The sequence below is a fragment of the Bradyrhizobium sp. UFLA05-108 genome, assembly GCF_059803455.1.
Map to the genome: position 1 here is coordinate 23,283 of NZ_JBANAZ010000061.1, position 16,923 is coordinate 40,205.

The 16,923-nt window shown below is 60.8% G+C and carries 16 protein-coding genes; 6 read left to right on the top strand and 10 right to left on the bottom strand.

Features of this window, described 5'->3' with window-relative positions; genetic code table 11:
- The first annotated feature begins 42 nt into the window (after positions 1–42).
- Positions 43–1,056, top strand: a complete 1,014-nt coding sequence (locus SO140_RS33905) for a formate dehydrogenase subunit gamma (protein WP_449381590.1) — start codon at positions 43–45, stop codon at positions 1,054–1,056.
- 16 nt (positions 1,057–1,072) lie between these two features.
- Here the strand turns inward: SO140_RS33905 and SO140_RS33910 are convergent, their stop codons facing one another.
- The 5 genes from SO140_RS33910 to SO140_RS33930 all read right to left on the bottom strand — a co-directional run bounded on the left by SO140_RS33910 (position 1,073) and on the right by SO140_RS33930 (position 5,755).
- On the bottom strand, positions 1,073–1,195 hold the full coding sequence (locus tag SO140_RS33910) for a hypothetical protein (protein WP_449381591.1): 123 nt from the start codon (positions 1,193–1,195) through the stop codon (positions 1,073–1,075).
- 157 nt (positions 1,196–1,352) lie between these two features.
- Positions 1,353–1,967 carry a LysR family transcriptional regulator gene (locus tag SO140_RS33915; protein ID WP_449381592.1) on the bottom strand — a complete coding sequence of 205 codons (615 nt, stop codon included), beginning with the start codon at positions 1,965–1,967 and terminating at the stop codon, positions 1,353–1,355.
- A gap of 419 nt (positions 1,968–2,386) precedes the next feature.
- On the bottom strand, positions 2,387–3,223 hold the full coding sequence (locus SO140_RS33920) for an ABC transporter permease (protein WP_449381623.1): 837 nt from the start codon (positions 3,221–3,223) through the stop codon (positions 2,387–2,389).
- 32 nt (positions 3,224–3,255) lie between these two features.
- Positions 3,256–4,197, bottom strand: coding sequence for an ABC transporter permease (locus SO140_RS33925; RefSeq protein WP_474801443.1), 942 nt, complete (start codon positions 4,195–4,197; stop codon positions 3,256–3,258).
- Positions 4,198–4,243: 46 nt separating this feature from the next.
- Positions 4,244–5,755 carry an ABC transporter substrate-binding protein gene (locus SO140_RS33930; protein WP_474801445.1) on the bottom strand — a complete coding sequence of 504 codons (1,512 nt, stop codon included), beginning with the start codon at positions 5,753–5,755 and terminating at the stop codon, positions 4,244–4,246.
- A 260-nt stretch (positions 5,756–6,015) separates the two neighbouring features.
- Between SO140_RS33930 and SO140_RS33935 the strand changes: the two genes are divergently transcribed.
- The 5 genes from SO140_RS33935 (at position 6,016) to SO140_RS33955 (ending at position 12,221) form a co-directional block, all read left to right on the top strand.
- A complete protein-coding gene (locus SO140_RS33935; protein WP_449381595.1) occupies positions 6,016–7,182 on the top strand; it encodes an ROK family protein in 1,167 nt (388 codons plus the stop codon).
- A gap of 235 nt (positions 7,183–7,417) precedes the next feature.
- Positions 7,418–9,013, top strand: coding sequence for a gamma-glutamyltransferase (gene ggt, locus SO140_RS33940; RefSeq protein WP_474801449.1), 1,596 nt, complete (start codon positions 7,418–7,420; stop codon positions 9,011–9,013).
- 38 nt (positions 9,014–9,051) lie between these two features.
- The gene (locus tag SO140_RS33945) at positions 9,052–10,671 is read left to right on the top strand and encodes an ABC transporter ATP-binding protein (protein ID WP_474801451.1); all 1,620 of its coding nucleotides are present in this window, start codon (positions 9,052–9,054) and stop codon (positions 10,669–10,671) included.
- 33 nt (positions 10,672–10,704) lie between these two features.
- Positions 10,705–11,934 carry a Gfo/Idh/MocA family protein gene (locus SO140_RS33950; protein ID WP_449381597.1) on the top strand — a complete coding sequence of 410 codons (1,230 nt, stop codon included), beginning with the start codon at positions 10,705–10,707 and terminating at the stop codon, positions 11,932–11,934.
- 164 nt (positions 11,935–12,098) lie between these two features.
- A complete protein-coding gene (locus SO140_RS33955) occupies positions 12,099–12,221 on the top strand; it encodes a hypothetical protein (protein ID WP_449381598.1) in 123 nt (40 codons plus the stop codon).
- Between the two features lie 170 nt (positions 12,222–12,391).
- Here the strand turns inward: SO140_RS33955 and SO140_RS33960 are convergent, their stop codons facing one another.
- The 5 genes from SO140_RS33960 to SO140_RS33980 form a co-directional block, all read right to left on the bottom strand.
- Positions 12,392–13,264: a DMT family transporter gene (locus SO140_RS33960; RefSeq protein WP_449381599.1), complete on the bottom strand. Its 873-nt coding sequence runs from the start codon at positions 13,262–13,264 to the stop codon at positions 12,392–12,394.
- 108 nt (positions 13,265–13,372) lie between these two features.
- Positions 13,373–13,828, bottom strand: a complete 456-nt coding sequence (locus SO140_RS33965; protein WP_449381600.1) for a MaoC family dehydratase — start codon at positions 13,826–13,828, stop codon at positions 13,373–13,375.
- A gap of 11 nt (positions 13,829–13,839) precedes the next feature.
- The gene (locus SO140_RS33970; protein WP_449381601.1) at positions 13,840–15,009 is read right to left on the bottom strand and encodes an FAD-dependent oxidoreductase; all 1,170 of its coding nucleotides are present in this window, start codon (positions 15,007–15,009) and stop codon (positions 13,840–13,842) included.
- Positions 15,010–15,020: 11 nt separating this feature from the next.
- Positions 15,021–16,265 (bottom strand): flavin-containing monooxygenase, encoded by a 1,245-nt coding sequence (locus SO140_RS33975; RefSeq protein ID WP_449381602.1) that lies wholly within the window; start codon positions 16,263–16,265, stop codon positions 15,021–15,023.
- 32 nt (positions 16,266–16,297) lie between these two features.
- Positions 16,298–16,864, bottom strand: coding sequence for an OsmC family protein (locus SO140_RS33980; protein WP_449381603.1), 567 nt, complete (start codon positions 16,862–16,864; stop codon positions 16,298–16,300).
- Between the last annotated feature and the right edge of the window lie 59 nt (positions 16,865–16,923).

The window sequence follows — 16,923 nt, forward strand, 5'->3', positions numbered from 1 at the left end:
GCACGCCGCGGGCGACGCGGTACAAATGCCGAGGAGGAGCTCATGTCCTCATTTGCAAGGTTCATTGGTCCAGCCGTCGGTGCGTGGGCGTTGCTTCTGTTGATCATGGCAGTTCCGGCGCCGTCGGCGGCCCAGCAGATCAATCCGACGGCGAACTCGGTCAACGAACGCCAGTTGCTTCAAGAGATGGACCGGATCCAGGGGCGCGTCAGCATTCCCGACCAGCGCTCCAGCGTGCTGATGCAACCGGCCGGCCGCGAGTGGCGTGAATTCCGCGACGTCGCGCTGCGGTGGATCGGTGGCGTTGCCATGCTTGGCATGCTGGCGGTGCTCGTGATCTTCTATTTGACGCGCGGCATGGTTCGCCTCGAAAGTGGACGATCAGGCCGAACCATCGTGCGATTCAATTCATTTGAGCGTTTCGTGCACTGGATGACCGCGACCTGCTTCGTCATCCTTGCGATTTCGGGACTGAACATCACGTTCGGGCGGCCGCTGCTGCTTCCGCTGATTGGATTTGACGCTTTCTCGGGATGGTCGCAATGGGCGAAATTCGCCCACAACTACCTGAGCTTCCCCTTCACAATCGGCGTCGTGCTGATCTTTCTGATGTGGATCGGCGGCAACATCCCGAACAAGGTGGATCTGGAGTGGATCAAGCGCGGAGGCGGGCTGTTCGGACACGATCATCCGCCGGCACGCCGCTTCAACGCCGGTCAAAAGGGGATCTACTGGATCGTTGTGATCGGCGGCGGCCTCGTCGCCGCGACCGGGTATCAGCTCATGTTTCCCTTCTACCTGACGGGAATCGAGGGCATGCAGATTGCCCAGATCGTTCACTCCGTCGTGGCTGTGCTGTTTATCGCCGCGATGCTCGCTCACATCTACATCGGCACGATCGGGATGGAAGGGGCATTCGAGGCGATGGGATCAGGTGAGGTGGATATCAATTGGGCGCGCGAGCACCACAGCCTGTGGCTCGAGCAGCAATCGGCACGGAGCGGCCCGAACGATTCTCAGCGGCAAACGCGTCGTGCTACATCCGCAGCCGAATAGGGCTGGCGGCGTCTGCCTACAGACGCACGCCACTCGTTGCAAAGGCTTCTGCGACGGGTTGCTGTAAGCTGTCGAGCACGGCAACTCCAATCGCAGCGATTACGATCGTCGCAACGCAGGCAAGGATGAAAGCCCTCATCGCGATCCTCCAAACAAGCTGCCTTACGGATCATTATATAGGATGCCCGGTCACAAACAAACAACCGAGCGGGGTCCGGATTACGTAGCCCGGCCAGAGTTGAGGCGGTGCCACTCCGACACGAGCCCACGGGTTCGCGGTGCGCCATTTTGCGCTTTCAATTTGACTGTTTGGCCGGGACATACCGTCGTCGAAGAAGCATGAAATGAAGAAAAGTATGCGCGCGCAAGATGCGCAGTCCGTGCAGCAACGAAGCGACCGCATCGATAGTTCCGCCAATCAAGCCGTAGCCGCGCCCGTCATCCTCCTCGGGATGGTGCAGATAAGGGCTGCGGAATTCGACGAAGTCGAATTCGCCTTGCCTCAGCGCACGGAATAGCGACTCGTCGAAGCCGGCCTCGACGCGGACGCGGATCGACGGATGTGACGAGATCGTGCGTGCGAGCGCCGCCGGAAGATATCGTCGGAGCCATGTCGGGCCGGCGCCGATCGCGACGGTCCCGACGGCGCCGGAACGCTGCGCGGCAATCTCGTGACCGGCATCCTTCATCTGGACATGCACAGCCTCGGCGTGGCGCAGCAGCGTGGTCCCGAACGATGTCAGCACGACGCCACGCGGCAGACGCTCGAACAATTTGACGCCGAGCTGCTCCTCGAGCAACTTAATGCTCTTGGTTAGTGTGGGTTGTGCAATATTGAGCTCGGCTGCGGCAAGCGAGATGTTCTTGCGTTGCGCGACTCGGAGAAAATATTCGAGCTGTCGGAGGTCCATTGCTGCTCACGCTGAGGGAGATCTTCGTAGCTAACAATCAGGTGGCATGCGCTCGCTAAGTTCGCTCTCGCTTGCTTACACCAGTGGCGATCTAGTTTTTGCATCAAGGCGGCATGCGTTATAGCCGATGCACGGCAGGACCCCATAGAAGGGTAGTTATTGGCGTAAAGCAGTTGCCGATTGATCAGCCTCGATCTTCTTGGCTGGAGCTAACTTAAACTTCCTTTGATGGATGAGAGCGAGAGTTCAAATTTTTCAACTAGTTAGGTGGGGTGTGTGCACCGGAAGACCAATAAATTCTGTATCGGCTATTCCGAGCAGCTCCGGAAATGGAGAGCGGGTGGCAGTCCCCCTCGCTGACCTCGGCGGCTGGCGGGCGAGTACATGAGGCCGATGCGGCGCCCGGTTGCGTTGATAATCTACTGCCTGGGGTTCAGTACACTATTCAGGCCATCACCGATCAGGTTGAAGCCGATTACAAGAGCGATGATTGCGAGACCGGGCCAGAATGCCATCCATGGCGCCTCGCTGAGGAACTGCCTGGCTACATCGAGCATGGCGCCCCAAGAGGGAGCCGGAGGCAATTGACCAAGTCCAAGAAAGGCGAGGCTCGCCTCGGCCAACACTGCAATCGCCATCGTGAGGGTTGCCTGGACGATTGTCGGTGCGAGCACATTCGGCAATACCTGCCCAGTCAGGATAGCGAAATGACCGAGCCCTTGAGCGCGAGCTGCCGCGATATAGTCCTCGGTGCGGACAACCAGTGTCTCGGCGCGTGCAACGCGGACGAAGACTGGGATCGCGGAAATGCCGATTGCGATCATCGCATTCTGGAGGCTAGGACCCAGGAATGCGGCCAGCGCAATCGCGAGCACGAGAAACGGGCACGCGAGGAGAGCATCTGCAATGCGCGAGATCACCATATCGGCGACACCACCGAAATAGCCAGCAATGAGACCGAACGGAAGGCCGATCAGCACCGCAACAGTCACGGAAACCATGCCGGCGGCGAGCGATGCCTGTGTTCCGAAAATCACCCGAGACAGCACATCGCGGCCGAGGTCATCCGTGCCAAACCAATGCTGTGTATTCGGGGCGGCACGAATCGCCATCCAGTCCGGCGCATTCGGATCATAGGGCGAGATCCATGTTGCGAACACCGCCAGCACGACGAAGAACAGGATGATCGCGCCACCGATCATGGCGGATGGCTCGCGCAGTAAGCGACGAATTTCCGAGCGCTTGCCTGCGCGCATCTGAGCGGAGACCGGCGCCGTCTCAATCGTGCTCACGACCTGAGCCTCGGATTGAGCAGCACATAGGCCACATCGGCAATCAGGCTCATCAGGAGAAATACTGCCGCCGTGCAGAGAACGACCGCCTGAACCACAGCATAATCGCGGCTGAATACCCCATCGACGACCATTTTGCCGAAACCGGGGATCGAAAAGACCTGCTCGGTCAACACCGCGCCGGCCAGTAACTCGCCAAATTGCAACGTGCCCAGCGTGACCACCGGGATCAGCGCATTCGGCAGTGCATGGTGCAGCACGATGGTGCTTTCGCGGACGCCTTTCGCGCGAGCGGTGCGGACATAATCCTGCTTCATCGTCTCGATCATTGCGCTGCGGACATGGCGCATCATGATCGCCGCTGTGCCCGTGCCGAGCACCAAAGCAGGCATAAGCATCGAAATCAGGTTGCGGCCGACACTTTCAGAAGGCGGAACAAAACCTCCGGCCGGCAGCCAGCCGAGGTTCACCGAGAATAGAAGGATCAACATGATCCCCAGCCAGAAATGCGGAATGGAAAGTCCAGCGAGTCCGAAAAGACTGGCACCATAGTCGAGGGGCGTCCCGCGTCCCAGCGCCGCGAAGATCCCGATCGGCAGCCCGACGAGTAGCGCGACCAGCATCGACAGGATCGCGAGCTCAATGGTCACCGGCAGTTTTTCCACCAGCATGGTGCCGATCGGCAGTCGGGTGCGGACTGAAGTGCCGAAATCGCCGTGCGCCAGGGCTTTTAGCCAGATGGCATATTGCACCGGAATCGGATCATTGAAGCGATACTTCTGCCGAAGATATTCTACGACCTCGGGATTGCGCTCTTCCCCGGCGAGCGCCAGCGCCGGGTCGCCGGGTAGCAGCTTCTGCAGACCGAACACCATCATCGACACGAGCAATAAGGTCGGTAGTAGGACGGCAAGGCGGCGCAGAAGCAGGGTCTTCATTGGAGCAGATTGGTCCTCACCTGAGGAAAGCGCGAGACGTTGCGCATCAATTCACTGGCTTGACACCCACCAGGCGCAAGAGCCCGTCTGGTACCATGACGATCCCACCGACCGATTTGCGGGCAGCAAAGAACCAGTTAGGGTGATAGAGGGGAATTGACGAGAGTGCCGTTAGGTAAATGTCAGTCGCTTTCGCATAGAGAGTCTTGCGCTTGGCTTCGTCGGCCTCGCCTCGCGCCTCGGTCAGGATCGCATCGAGATCCTTGTTGCAGTATTTGTTGACGTTCTGAGAGCCTGCGCAACTGAAGAATGCGACCAGTGTTGGGTCCGGGTCAGCACGGCCGCTCCAGTTGCCGATGTAGGCTTCGAAATTGCCGTTCATGTAGCGCTCGATAGCGGTGGTCGTTTCCATAGGCAGCAGTTTCACGTCGAAACCGGCCTCGGCCGCCATCGACTGCATGATCTGTGCGACCCGGGAGTCGCCGGCCGTATTCTCGTACTGAATTTCGATAGGGACGCGGGTCATTCCGGCCGATGCAATCAATGCCTTGGCTTTGGCAACGTCGCGAGCCGGCGCCTTGTGGGCTGTATCGTAGAACGGAGATGACGGGGGGATCATCTGATTATCCGCCAGGAACTCGCCGTTGAAGGCAACGCGATTGATGACATTGCGATCGATCACAAGCTCAAAGGCCTGCCGTAGCGTCGCGTTCTTGCCGAGTGGTGTATCGGCCTTGGCGCCTGCGCCGACATTGAACATCAGATGCGAAACCGCAAGCCCCTTTCCGGAATGCAGAGTGAGGTTGGGATCGTCGCGCACGGTCTTGAGATCGGTGGGCGCGACGCGTTCCGCGAGCTCAAGATCGCCCGCTCGCACCCGCGACAATCGCACGGTTGAGTCAGGCACGTAGTAGTAGACGACTTCGTCGTAGCCGACCGCTCCAGCGTTCCAGTAGCCAGGATACTTCTTGAGGCGAATGAGGTCACGCGACTTGCGCTCGACAAATTGATACGGACCCGCACAGACTGGCGCGGCTGCAAAGTCGCCGGCTTTCTCCGCGGCGCCCTTCGGCGATACCATCATGCCGGCACGATCGCTGAGATTGGCAAGCAGCGGCACGAATGGTTCCGACAGGTTGAACTTGACCTTGTCGCCCGCAAGGGCCTCGACGCTCACGATCGGCGCCAGTTCGGCCTTGCGCTTCGAATCCGGCATCGTCTTCATGCGCTCGATGTTGAACTTGACCGCCGCCGCATCAAACGTGGCGCCATCGTGGAACGTGACGTTCTTGCGCAGAGTAAAGGTGATCGACTTGCCGTCCGCGGCCCACTCCCACGCCTCTGCGAGCTGTGGCACGATCTTGAGGTCGGGGGAGATATCGACAAGTTTGTCGCACAGCGCCGCAAACACGAACCGGCCCGAATAAGTGCCGCTGAGTGCCGGGTCGAGCGCATCGGGATCGTCCTGAATGCCGACCCGCAGTGTTGCGGCACTGGCCGCGACAAGGCCCGATCCGATCATCAGAATTGCCGCCAACGCCGTGCCCATCCGCTTCATACGGAATTCCTTTCTTCCAAGGCTTCTCTGTCGAGGCTCTCGAAGAAGACAAGCACACCAATCTCAATTTGTAAACATATCGAACGAATTGACCTTTGGTGCGCAATAATGTTGTACGAAATGCACCGTCGACGGCGACAATAACGCTTCTGTTCCCTCTTGACGGAAGGCGTGAGTCGCCATTAGTTCGAGAGGCTGACGAATTGGATTGAGCTTATATGCCAGACGCCCCGTCATCGCCCGTTGCGCGACAGCAATCCGTGCGCCTAGTCGTCGAGCGCCTGCTGCGTGATCGAGCGGTCTCGCGCGCCGAGCTCTCTCGCAGCACAGGCCTGTCCAAACAAACAATTTCCGAAGTCATGCGCGATCTCGAACGGGACGGCTGGGTGCGCGAGGACGGGCAAATCCAGGGCAGCGTGGGTAGAAGTGCAGTTACCTACGCGCTGCGGCCCGACGCTGCGTTCGTGCTGGGCGTCGACCTTGGCGGCACGAAACTGCACGTCGCGCTTGCCGATCTGCAGGGAGAGATCGTCGCCGAGAGCATCGAACCGACCTCCGGCGACGGTGGTGCTGCCGTGGTCGCTCAGATCGGGCGCATGCAAGAGTCTCTTCTCCAGCGTGCATCTGTACCGGCGCAGCGCTTGCGTGGTGGCGTGATGGGGAGTCCGGGCATCATCGACCCGGCCTCGGGCAGCATCGTCATCGCGCCCAACATCCCCGGACTGGATAGTCTGGATGTGCGGACTGCATTGCGCGAGCGTCTCGGCATCGACGTCGCGATCGAGAACGACGTCAATCTTGCCGCGATCGGCGAGCACTGGCGCGGCAGCAGCCGCAAGGCCCGCAGCTTCGCCTTCATCGCCGTCGGCACCGGTATCGGCATGGGCATCTTTTCGGACGGATATCTTGTGCGCGGCGCGCGTGGCGCGGCGGGCGAGATCGCTTACCTGCCACTCGGAGGCGACCCCTACGATACGCGCGGTCTTCGGTTGGGTACGCTGGAAACCGCCATCGGCAGCGTCGGGATTGTCGAGCGCTATCTCGGGCTTGGTGGTGTCCCAGGCGGCACGGTGCGCGATGTCTTCGATCGGCTCGAGACCGACGAGGCGGCACGAATAACAATCGACGAGGTCAGTCGGATCCTTGCGAGTGCGATTCTGGCCGTGCACAGTATCCTCGATTCAGAAATCATCATTATTGGTGGTAGCATCGGCGCGCGGCCCGAGTTGAAGCTGCGGATAGATGAGTATCTCGAACGATGCATGCGCGAGCCTGTTCGTATCGAGCTCAGCGCGCTCGGCAATCGCGCTACGCTGATCGGCGCAATCGGCAGTGCGATAGACCTCGTTCACCGCTCGCTGTTTGGCATCGGCAGGGACGCGGGCCCGCTAGCACTTCCCGCCGTGGCGGCAGATGTTGCGGCATGACAGAATATCCGTCGAGAATTGAGGTTGTCGGCAATGCGGATGCCGTCGCGGAGCGCGCGGCCGCGATTGTCGTCGCCCAGCTGCGCGCTCGACAGCCGGTCACTCTTGGTCTTGCGACCGGCGCATCAATGACGCCGCTTTATGCCCTTGTTGTCGCTGCAACACGCGCCGGCCCGATCTCATTCCACGCGGCAGCGAGCTTCAATCGGCCTCATACCAACGAACGGAGAAGGGCATGAGCTGGGGACAGCGCGATTTCATGGTGCCGGGACGCTCTCTGGCGGTCGGCGACCAGGGCATGGTCGCGGCCTCTCACCCCGCAGTCACGCTGGCTGCGGTCGAAATCCTGCGTAGCGGCGGCAACGCCGTCGACGCCGCGATTGCTGCGATCGCCCTTCAGGGCGTCATTGATCCGCACATGACCGGCATCGGTGGTGACTGTTTTGCGATTTATGCTCCCGCTTCAGGCAAACCCGTCGCCATCAATGGTTCGGGCAGAGCGCCGGCGAAGGCAGAGCTGGGCTGGTTCCGGCAATTGGGATTGGCGTCGATTCCTGATGACTCGCCCCATGCCGTCACAGTTCCCGGGGCGGTCGATGCCTGGTGCCGACTCTCGAGCGATTATGCTTCAAAAGGTCTAGACGAGATTTTGGCACCCGCGATCCACGCGGCCGAGAAAGGCTTCGTGGTGACTCCGCGCGCTGCTCTGGACTGGGCACGCTATGCCAATCGCATCGAACGGCATCAGACCGGTGGGCCTATATATCTGCCCGGTGGCGCTGCGCCCGTCGTCGGCGGAAAGCTCAGCCATCCGGCCCTCGGCGCAACGTTGCGCCGGATCGCTCGTAAGGGACGGGCCGCATTTTACGAGGGTGCCGTCGCTGAAGAAATCGTCTCAATTTTGAAGGCGCTGGGCGGACTGATGGAGCTCGAGGATCTGGTGAGTGCCCGGTCGGAATACGTGACGCCTATCAGTGCCGACTATCGTGATCACCAAATCTGGCAATGCCCGCCGAACGGGCAAGGCGTCGCAGCGCTGTTGATCGCCCGAATCCTAGCCGGCTTCGATATGGCCGATCCCGCGCTCGGCGAAGCGGACCGCATCCATCTTCTGGCCGAGGCGACCAAGGCGGCTTACCGGCAGCGCGATGCGCTCGTCGCGGATCCCTCTTTCCGCCCGTTCGATATCGACGCCCTACTCTCGGAGGGATCGGTCGCGACCTTACGCTCCCGCATCAGGCGCGAATGTGCGAGCGCACCGACGGACTTCGACATGCCCGTTCATCGTGATACAGCCTACGTCGCAGTCGCCGATCGCGACGGCAACATGGTATCTCTTATCAATTCGCTGTTTTTTGCTTTCGGAAGCGGCATCTACGCTCCTCGCTCGGGCGTGCTATTGCAGAATCGAGGCTCGGGATTCGCGCTCGTCGATGGGCACCCCAATGCCATTGCGCCACGAAAGCGTCCATTCCACACTATTATTCCTGGTCTATTGGCAAGGCGCGACAAGCCGGTCATGGCTTTTGGCGTAATGGGCGGACAATATCAGGCGACAGGACATATGCAGATCCTGAGCGGCATGCTCGACCGAGGTTGGGACATTCAGAAGTCCTCGGATGCACCGCGCAGCTTTGCATTCGACGGTGCGGTGGCGCTCGAACCCACGGTTCCTGCCTCGGTCGCTGATGATTTAATCGGTCGCGGCCATCGTGTGATCTGGGTCGACGAACCCTTGGGAGGCTGCCAGGCCGTGCACATCGATGTGTCGCGGGGCGTCATGTTCGGGGCGTCGGATCATCGCAAGGATGGCATCGCGTTGGCGGCGTGATCGGGACGAGGATGGATCGCAATGTTGGATCGGACAAAATGAACGACATAGTCGAACCGATCCTATCTATCGAACAGCTGACACTGGCGCTCCCCGCCGGCGCTGATCGTAGCTTCGCCGTCGAAGACGTCTCCCTTGCCTTGCACGCGCGACAGATACTCTGTGTTGTCGGCGAGTCCGGCTCCGGCAAATCGGTCTGCGCCTCTGCCGCGATGGGCCTGCTGCCGCAAGTCATTCGCCCAGTCGCAGGGGCCATTCGGTTCGAAGGGCGCGATTTGCTGAGGCTGGCGCCCAAAGAATGGCGGACGTTGCGTGGGCGGCGTATTGCGATGGTCTTCCAGGAGCCGATGACGGCGCTCAATCCTGTTATCAAGATCGGTGAACAAATCATGGAGGCGTTCGAGGCGCACGAGCAGCTCACGCCGCGTGAACGGCAGGTGCGTATGCGCGCACTCCTCGAGGAGGTGGGCTTGCGCGATCTGGACCGCATCATCCGCAGCTATCCGCATCAGTTGTCGGGCGGGCAACGTCAGCGCGCCATGATCGCAATGGCGCTGGCGCTCGAGCCGTCGGTTCTGGTGGCAGACGAGCCGACAACGGCGCTAGACGTCACCACACAAGCGCAAATCCTTCGGCTCATCCGCGACATCCAGCAGCGGCGTGGCATGGCGGTGCTTTTCATCACTCATGATTTCGGCGTCGTCGCCGACATAGCAGACCGCGTCGCGGTCATGGAGAAGGGGCGGGTCGTGGAAGAGGGGCCGGTCGAAGACGTTTTAAGGCGCCCAAAGGATCCCTATACACGTCGGCTGCTCGCGGCCGTACCCGGCGGGGTTCCGCCAGTTCGGGCGCAAGTCACGGACGAACCAATTGCCTGCGCCACGACCGGGCTTGCAAAGACGTATCGAGGTGGTGCGTGGTTCGGAGTGCAGACCGAGGTCGCGGCCGTCAAGGGCGTGAGCTTCGAAATCCGGCGAGGCGAAACGCTCGGCCTGGTCGGAGAATCGGGCTCAGGCAAGAGCACGATTGGACGCTTGGTGATGCGTCTCACCGACGCCGATGCAGGGGTGGTCCGCATCGGCGAACTTGATTTCTTCGAGGCTCGCGGAGCGCGTCTGCGGGCCGCCCGCAAGCACATACAAATGGTTTTCCAGGATCCGTTTTCCTCGCTCAATCCGCGCCGCCGCGTCGGACGGATCATCGCCGACGGTCCAATGGCGCACGGGGTTCCGGCAGCACAGGCCTTCGCTCGTGCCGAGGAGCTTTTGACCCTCGTCGGGCTCGATCCGGCCGCAGCGCGCCGCTTTCCGCATGAATTTTCCGGTGGGCAGCGCCAGCGGATCGGCATCGCGCGCGCGCTGGCGCTCGACCCAGAGGTCTTGGTCGCGGACGAACCTGTGTCGGCGCTCGACGTCTCGGTCCAGGCGCAAGTGCTCGCCCTGCTCGAGACGCTGAAGGAGAAGCTGCGGTTGGCGGTGCTGTTCATCACCCACGATCTCAATGTCGCGGCCCAGGTCTGCGATCGGATCGCCGTCATGCGCCTTGGCGAAATCGTCGAGATCAGACCGACCGCAGACCTGCTCAATCGGCCGGAGCATCCTTATACGCAGGCACTGCTGGCCGCGATTCCGGGGCGGCAACCGAAAGCGCCGAACTGATCCAGCCCATGCCATCATTGAAGGAGGTCTGATATGCAGAAGCTCACCGAACTTCCGATACTGCGTGTCGGGCTCATCGGCAGTGGCTTTATCGCCGCGTTCCATCTGCAGTCCATGCTCGGCGTACGCAATGTCTGCGTCGGCGGCGTGTACAGCCGCTCTGCTGAGCGTCGTGCGCGCATCGCAGACACGGCGCGCAGTCTTGGCCTTGGACAGGCGCATGTGTTCGGCAGCATCGAGACGATGGCCCTGTCCGGCGAGATCGATGCGCTCTGGCTGCTGACGCCGAACGACACTCGTCTCGACATCATGCGCGAGATTCACCGTGTGACCAAGGCGGGAGCTCCTCTGCGGGCCGTTGCCTGCGAAAAGCCGTTGGCTCGTACCCTTGCTGAAGCGCGGGAAATGCGCAGGCTTGCCGAAGATGCCGGCTTGCTCCACGGTTATCTAGAGAACCAGATATTTTCGACTGCGGTTATGCGCGGCAAGGACATCATATGGCGGCGGGCCGTGCCTGGGAGCGGTCGCCCTTATCTCGCTCGTGCGGCAGAGGAGCATTCCGGGCCGCACGAGCCATGGTTCTGGCAAGGCGAAAAGCAGGGCGGCGGCGTGCTTTCCGATATGATGTGCCATTCGGTCGAAGTCGCACGCTTCATGTTGACCGCGCCCGGTGCAAAGCGCGAGTCCTTGCGTCTGATCAGCGCCAGTGCCACGACGGCCAATCTCAAATGGACGCGGCCTCGCTATGCCGCCGATCTCAAGACGCGAATGGGCGTCGATTTTGCGAAGCGTCCTGTCGAGGATTTCGCACGCGGAATCCTCACGATGGAAGATGCCGATGGGCATCAATTGATGATCGAGGCGACGACTTCTTGGGCCTATGTCGGCGCTGGCCTGCGCATCCAGCTCGAATTGCTCGGCCCCGAGTATTCAATGGAGTTCTCGTCACTTTCGACCGGGCTCAAGGTCTTCCTGTCGCGCACGCTCGCCGGGTCGGAAGGCGAGGATTTCGTCGAGAAGCAGAATGCCGAACAAGGCCTGATGCCGGTGGTCGAGGACGAAGCTGGCATCTACGGTTATACGGACGAAAACCGTCATATGGTCGAAGCGTTTAGGCTCGGTGCCAGTCCTAGTGAGACCTTCGATGACGGTGTCGGGGTTATGGAAATGCTCATGGGCCTCTATCGCTCTGCGGAGCTCGGTCGGAGCGTACATTTTCCGGATCCCGAGCTCGAACACTACGTGCCGCTAGTGGCTCGGTGACGGTAGGGCGCCAGCGTGCACCGCAAAAGTCATCCGCTTCGGAGTTCGGTGGCGCATCACCTCGGGACCCGCATTGACCGCGGCAATACCCGATAGCAAGCTCGTTCGTCGTCTTTGGCGCCTGAGCCGACCGCGCCCAAAAGAATTCACCTGGAGATCCAACAGTGGACAGATCAATTCTGCTCGCCGCCATCTGGGCTTCACTCGCCGGGCCGGCGCTTGGCCTCGTCGGCATTTTCCTGCCCGGGATCCTGGCGCCTACGACCGCTTCGTCATTTGGTCCGTAATGTGTAGGTGCAGGCAGTCGCGCGGCTACCCCTCCACGCTTTGCGTGAGCGGGCCAATTCGTCCGCCTCGGCCGCGGGCGAATGCGGAAGTCTTATTTTTTTAGCTGGGCGAGCGGCGTTATCGGTTCCAAGCTCCTTTAGTTCGGAGGTTGAGCAGACTTGGGCGTATTTTATCTGCTACGAGATGGCGCGCGTTCTTGACTGCCGAACACCAGTGCAATTCCGCCAAGTATTGCAAGCGAAGATATGGAAAGGCGAAGGGAGATTGCTTCTCCTAGCACCAAGGCGCCTGCCAATGCCGCAATGACTGGAACGCTCAGCTGCACCGAGGCGCCTTGCGCGGGCGTGAGCCCCGGGAGCACCGCGTACCAGACCGTATAGCCAAGCCCGGACGCAACCGCGCCAGATAGGATTGCGCAGGCGAGCCCGATGGCTGTGATGTGCGTGCCAAACGAAAGGGCGCACAGGGAAAGACAGATTGCGATTGGAAGGGAGCGCAGAAAATTGCCACCCGTCACGCCAATGGGATCCGCAACACCACGGCCGAGCAAGGAGTAAGCGCCCCATGCAACGCCGGCAGTCAGCATGAGGGAGGCGCCCATTACAGACGGTGCCGATGCACCGGGAGCTACGAGCGCCGCCAGTCCGGCGACGGCAATTGTCAGTCCGAACGACTGCAAGGTGGATAGACGTTCACCGCGAACGAGCCCATAGCCGACCATTGTAGTCTGAACCGCGCCAAACAAAAGGAGCGATCCCGTACCGGCTGGTAGGGAGACATATGCAAAGGAGAACGCAGCCGCATAAACGAATAACGTAACAGATGCTGGCCACGATCCCGCCGGCTGTTCAGGCTTCCGGCGAAGCGACAAGATGAGGCACAGTACGCACGTGCCTGACGCGAGCCGAACAAGGGTGAAGGTGGCAGGATCGATCGCGGCCTGAGATAGGGCTAACCTGCAAAGCAACGAATTTGCGGCAAACCCAGCCATCGCCAAACCGGTCAAGGCAATTGTCCCGATTGTGATACGAGGCCGCTGCATTCGTCATTCACCTAAGCGAGACCGCAGGACCGATCTGCGCCGGTGTCACTGCAATTGTTGCATTGAGTCCGCACGACCGACCCATCACCTGGCTACGGCACGCTTCGCCTAGCGAGCCACGCGCCGCGACAACGGCATCGTGTAGGTTATCGCGGTTCCGACCACGCAATCTTCTCCGCTTGCGTTGCGGACGACGGTCTCCAACTTGCAGATCGGCTTGTCGTCCCGGACGTGCTCGACTTTGACGCTTGCGGTAATCGTCTCTCCGATCCGTACGGCCTTGACGAAACGCCAGTTTGTTTCGAGAAATACCGTGCCCGGTCCCGGGAGATCTTCGGCAACGACGGCGTTCATGAGACCGGTCGTGACCCCGCCCTGTACGATAAGTCCGCCAAAGGGTGACGCGGTCGCCAGTTCCACGTCATAATGGATAGGGTTCTTGTCGCCCGTCATCTCGGTGAACATTTCGATATCGCGCATCGAGGTCGTGCGGCTCCTTTCAGCGCGGCGACCTGGCACGGGTCGGCCGGCCAGCGTTCGGGTCCAGGGTGAGTCGGTCGACATTTCTCGTGCTCCTATGCTGCGAGGGACGGTTGTTGAGACAAGTTCGCGATGTGATTGGCTTCCGCTTTCATTGCCGCGCTCAGATCGGCATGAAGTTGCTTGACTTCGTCGAAGTCCCACGAGAACGAGGCAATTGCATCGGTGGCGCGAATAAGCGGCAAGGACAGTTCGTCGCGCTCGCGCTGGTAGCTCTCAAGGCCGCGGTTGCCGCCGTCGATGATCCCTCGCGATAGCAATTGCGCATCGCGAAGAGCGTCCGTGATTCCGTGCGCGGTCAAGGGGTCCTTGAAATAGCCGGCATCGCCGACCAGAGCCCACCCTGCACCATGACATTGTCGAAGGTAGCTCGTTGCGCCTGCAAAGCTCCGCAGACGGCCGACCAGCGTGGCTCTGCCAACGTCGGCGCGCAGCTCGGGAAAGCTCGTTGCCAGCACCTGGAGGAATCCGCGCATCACATCGCCGCGAAATGTCGCGACAAATTGAGAAGCCGGAACCGCCGCGAAGACGCAGTGAGCAGCGTTCGTTGGAATCACTCCTGCCGCGGCATTCCTTGCGAAATGCCAATGCAGGCCATCGCTGTTCAAGTCTGCAAAGTAGCCAAAAACGATGCCACAGGCATTGAAGCCTTCGACCAGTGTTTTTGAATTGACGAGCCGCGCAACGGTCGACTGGCGGCCGTCCGCGCCAATGACGATATCCGAGCGGACGGTTGTGCACGCACCGCTTCCATCTCTCAGTGAGGCGCCAATAACCCGGCCGTTCGATGCAAATTGCAACTCGGAAAGAGCGGTGCCATAGCGAACCGCCGCGCCGGCTTCGCGGGCTGCATCGGCGAGCAACGGATCGAGCACGGTGCGTCGCGGTGCCAACAGAAAATCGACGCCGTGATCCCGCTTGATATCCACTCGAACGATCTCGTCGCCATAGTGAAACGTGGTCGATCGAATCTCAGGCGTTCCCGCCGCTGCAAACTTCGGAATCAATCCCCATCGTTCGAGCTGCATAACAGCGGACCGCATCAGGGCGTGCGTCGACATCGTATCGGCGCCATAGGGCTGCCGATCGACCATCAGGACTTTTGCACCCGCCCGGGCCAGCAGGAGGCCGGTGGCCGCGCCCGCGCAGCGTCCGCCGATAACTACCGCGTCATAATGTGAGTTGAGACCGTGGAGACCGTTCATGGCAATTGCTCTCAGGCAGCAACGCGATTGAGGTTCTGGCTCAGATGGGCGGCGAGATCGGCAGCATCGGCGCCCGCTCCATCGATGAAAGACGATTTGCGCCGGCGCATGAATGGCAGGCCCATGACGTACATTCCCGGCGCAGAAACAATCCCGCCGTCGTGACGGATGCGTCCCTTGCCGTCGAGCACGGGGACGTCCAGCCAGGAGTAGTCGGGGCGATAGCCCGTCGCCCAGATCACCGTACCGATACCGCCACGGATTAGGTCCAGGCAGAGCCTGGTTTCCGACCCGACATCCGTCGGCTCAAAGCGATGAGGCGGGGCAAACTGCTGCGCCAGTCCGCTCGTGTTCACCCAATCATCGATGCTGGCGAGAAGACGGTTCATTTTTAGGTCGGCCAGCGCGCAATGATTGGCGAGCGATCCCGAAAACTGCGCCTTGCCGTCGCAAAGTCCGACAAGGCGACCCACGAGCTCGACGCCCGCCTTGCGCAGGCTATTGAGATCGATCGTGACGCGCTCAGGCGTTCCGATGAGCTGAAGCGACGGCAGTCGCCGCGCTCTTTCGATATCCTCGACCATGGTGTCGTACCGAACATCCATGGCACCGATGGTGTCCATCCACCACTGGATATCCCGTCCGCGGTAGGTCCGCGGCAGCCGGACGTGCTCTCCGACGCAAAGTAAGACTCTGCGGCCGGCCGCTCGGATCTCCCGGGCGAGCTGAATGCCGCTTGCTGAGGCACCGACGATCATCACGCCGCCATTAGGTAGGAGAGCGGGATTGTTGTATTGCAGTGGGGTGAGGCTGGTCACGGCGGCAGGCAAACCCGCAGCGAGCGACGGGATCGAGGCAAGGTTGCAGGCGCCGGTTGCGATCACGAGCTTGCGGCAGCGCCATGGACCAAGGTTGGTTTCGACCTCGTAACCGACCTCCTGCTGCCTTACCCGGGTGACGCGCGCTCCCGTCACAATTGGAGCACACGAAAGCCTGGCGTATCCCTGCAGGAAACTGACGACCTCCGACATCGTCATGAATCCGTCGGGATCATCACCGCGGTAGGCATATCCTGGCAGTCGAGTTTGCCAGTTGGGCGTCAGAAGGCGCAGCGAGTTCCACCGCTCCGTCAGCCATGAGTTGGCTACCTCGCCGCGCTCAAGGACCACGTGGTCGATCGAACGCGTGCTCAGATGCCAGCTCATGGCCAATCCGGATTGGCCGGCGCCGATAATGATGGCGGTCGCGAACTCCAAAGCACTCGCTCCTTTTTTTCCAACCGTCGTCCTCAGTTAGCGGTTACGAAGATGTTCGTTGGATTGGTCACGATGTCGAATACGGCGGACCGCTTCTGCGATTGAGCTACCAACGCCTTGATGTCGTCTTCGCTCGCATCGGCGCGAATATCGAAGTGGACGCGGATGGCGCCGAAGCCATTGCGCACCTCGTCGTCGATGCCCAGGATTCCCTGAATATCCATGTCGGCCTCGAGCGATGCCCTGACCGAATGGAGCTGTATGCCGCGGCGCTGGGCAATCGCAGCAACACCTGCCGTGAGACAGCTCGCGAGCCCGGAAAGGACAAGCTCGACAGGAGTCGGGGCACTGTCTTCGGCGGCAAAGACCTGCGGGTGATCTGCCTCGACGGTGAACGTCTTGTTGCGGGACTGCTCGGCTCCGAGCCCAAAAAAACTGCCAATAGCGGAGCGGCTGTGCGTGCCATTCACCCATTCGCAGCTCGCTCGCCACTTGAACTGAGCCGCCTCAGGCGCTTGCTCAAGTGCCATACGGGCACCTAACAACGCCTCGACGTTGACGCCATTATTGATTTTCGCGCTTGCACTCGTCGTCGTCATCTTGTTCTCCTCTGGTGACAAACCCGAGTTAAGATTCGTAAATCTTCCTCTCACTCGGC

Coding starts and splice junctions, on each gene's coding strand:
- SO140_RS33905 (WP_449381590.1), top strand. CDS start 43: ATGTCCTCATTTGCAAGGTTCATTGGTCCAGCCGTCGGTGCGTGGGCG.
- SO140_RS33910 (WP_449381591.1), bottom strand. CDS start 1,195: ATGAGGGCTTTCATCCTTGCCTGCGTTGCGACGATCGTAATCGCTGCG.
- SO140_RS33915 (WP_449381592.1), bottom strand. CDS start 1,967: ATGGACCTCCGACAGCTCGAATATTTTCTCCGAGTCGCGCAACGCAAG.
- SO140_RS33920 (WP_449381623.1), bottom strand. CDS start 3,223: ATGCGCGCAGGCAAGCGCTCGGAAATTCGTCGCTTACTGCGCGAGCCA.
- SO140_RS33925 (WP_474801443.1), bottom strand. CDS start 4,197: ATGAAGACCCTGCTTCTGCGCCGCCTTGCCGTCCTACTACCGACCTTA.
- SO140_RS33930 (WP_474801445.1), bottom strand. CDS start 5,755: ATGAAGCGGATGGGCACGGCGTTGGCGGCAATTCTGATGATCGGATCG.
- ggt (WP_474801449.1), top strand. CDS start 7,418: ATGAGCTGGGGACAGCGCGATTTCATGGTGCCGGGACGCTCTCTGGCG.
- SO140_RS33945 (WP_474801451.1), top strand. CDS start 9,052: ATGAACGACATAGTCGAACCGATCCTATCTATCGAACAGCTGACACTG.
- SO140_RS33950 (WP_449381597.1), top strand. CDS start 10,705: ATGCAGAAGCTCACCGAACTTCCGATACTGCGTGTCGGGCTCATCGGC.
- SO140_RS33960 (WP_449381599.1), bottom strand. CDS start 13,264: ATGCAGCGGCCTCGTATCACAATCGGGACAATTGCCTTGACCGGTTTG.
- SO140_RS33965 (WP_449381600.1), bottom strand. CDS start 13,828: ATGTCGACCGACTCACCCTGGACCCGAACGCTGGCCGGCCGACCCGTG.
- SO140_RS33970 (WP_449381601.1), bottom strand. CDS start 15,009: ATGAACGGTCTCCACGGTCTCAACTCACATTATGACGCGGTAGTTATC.
- SO140_RS33980 (WP_449381603.1), bottom strand. CDS start 16,864: ATGACGACGACGAGTGCAAGCGCGAAAATCAATAATGGCGTCAACGTC.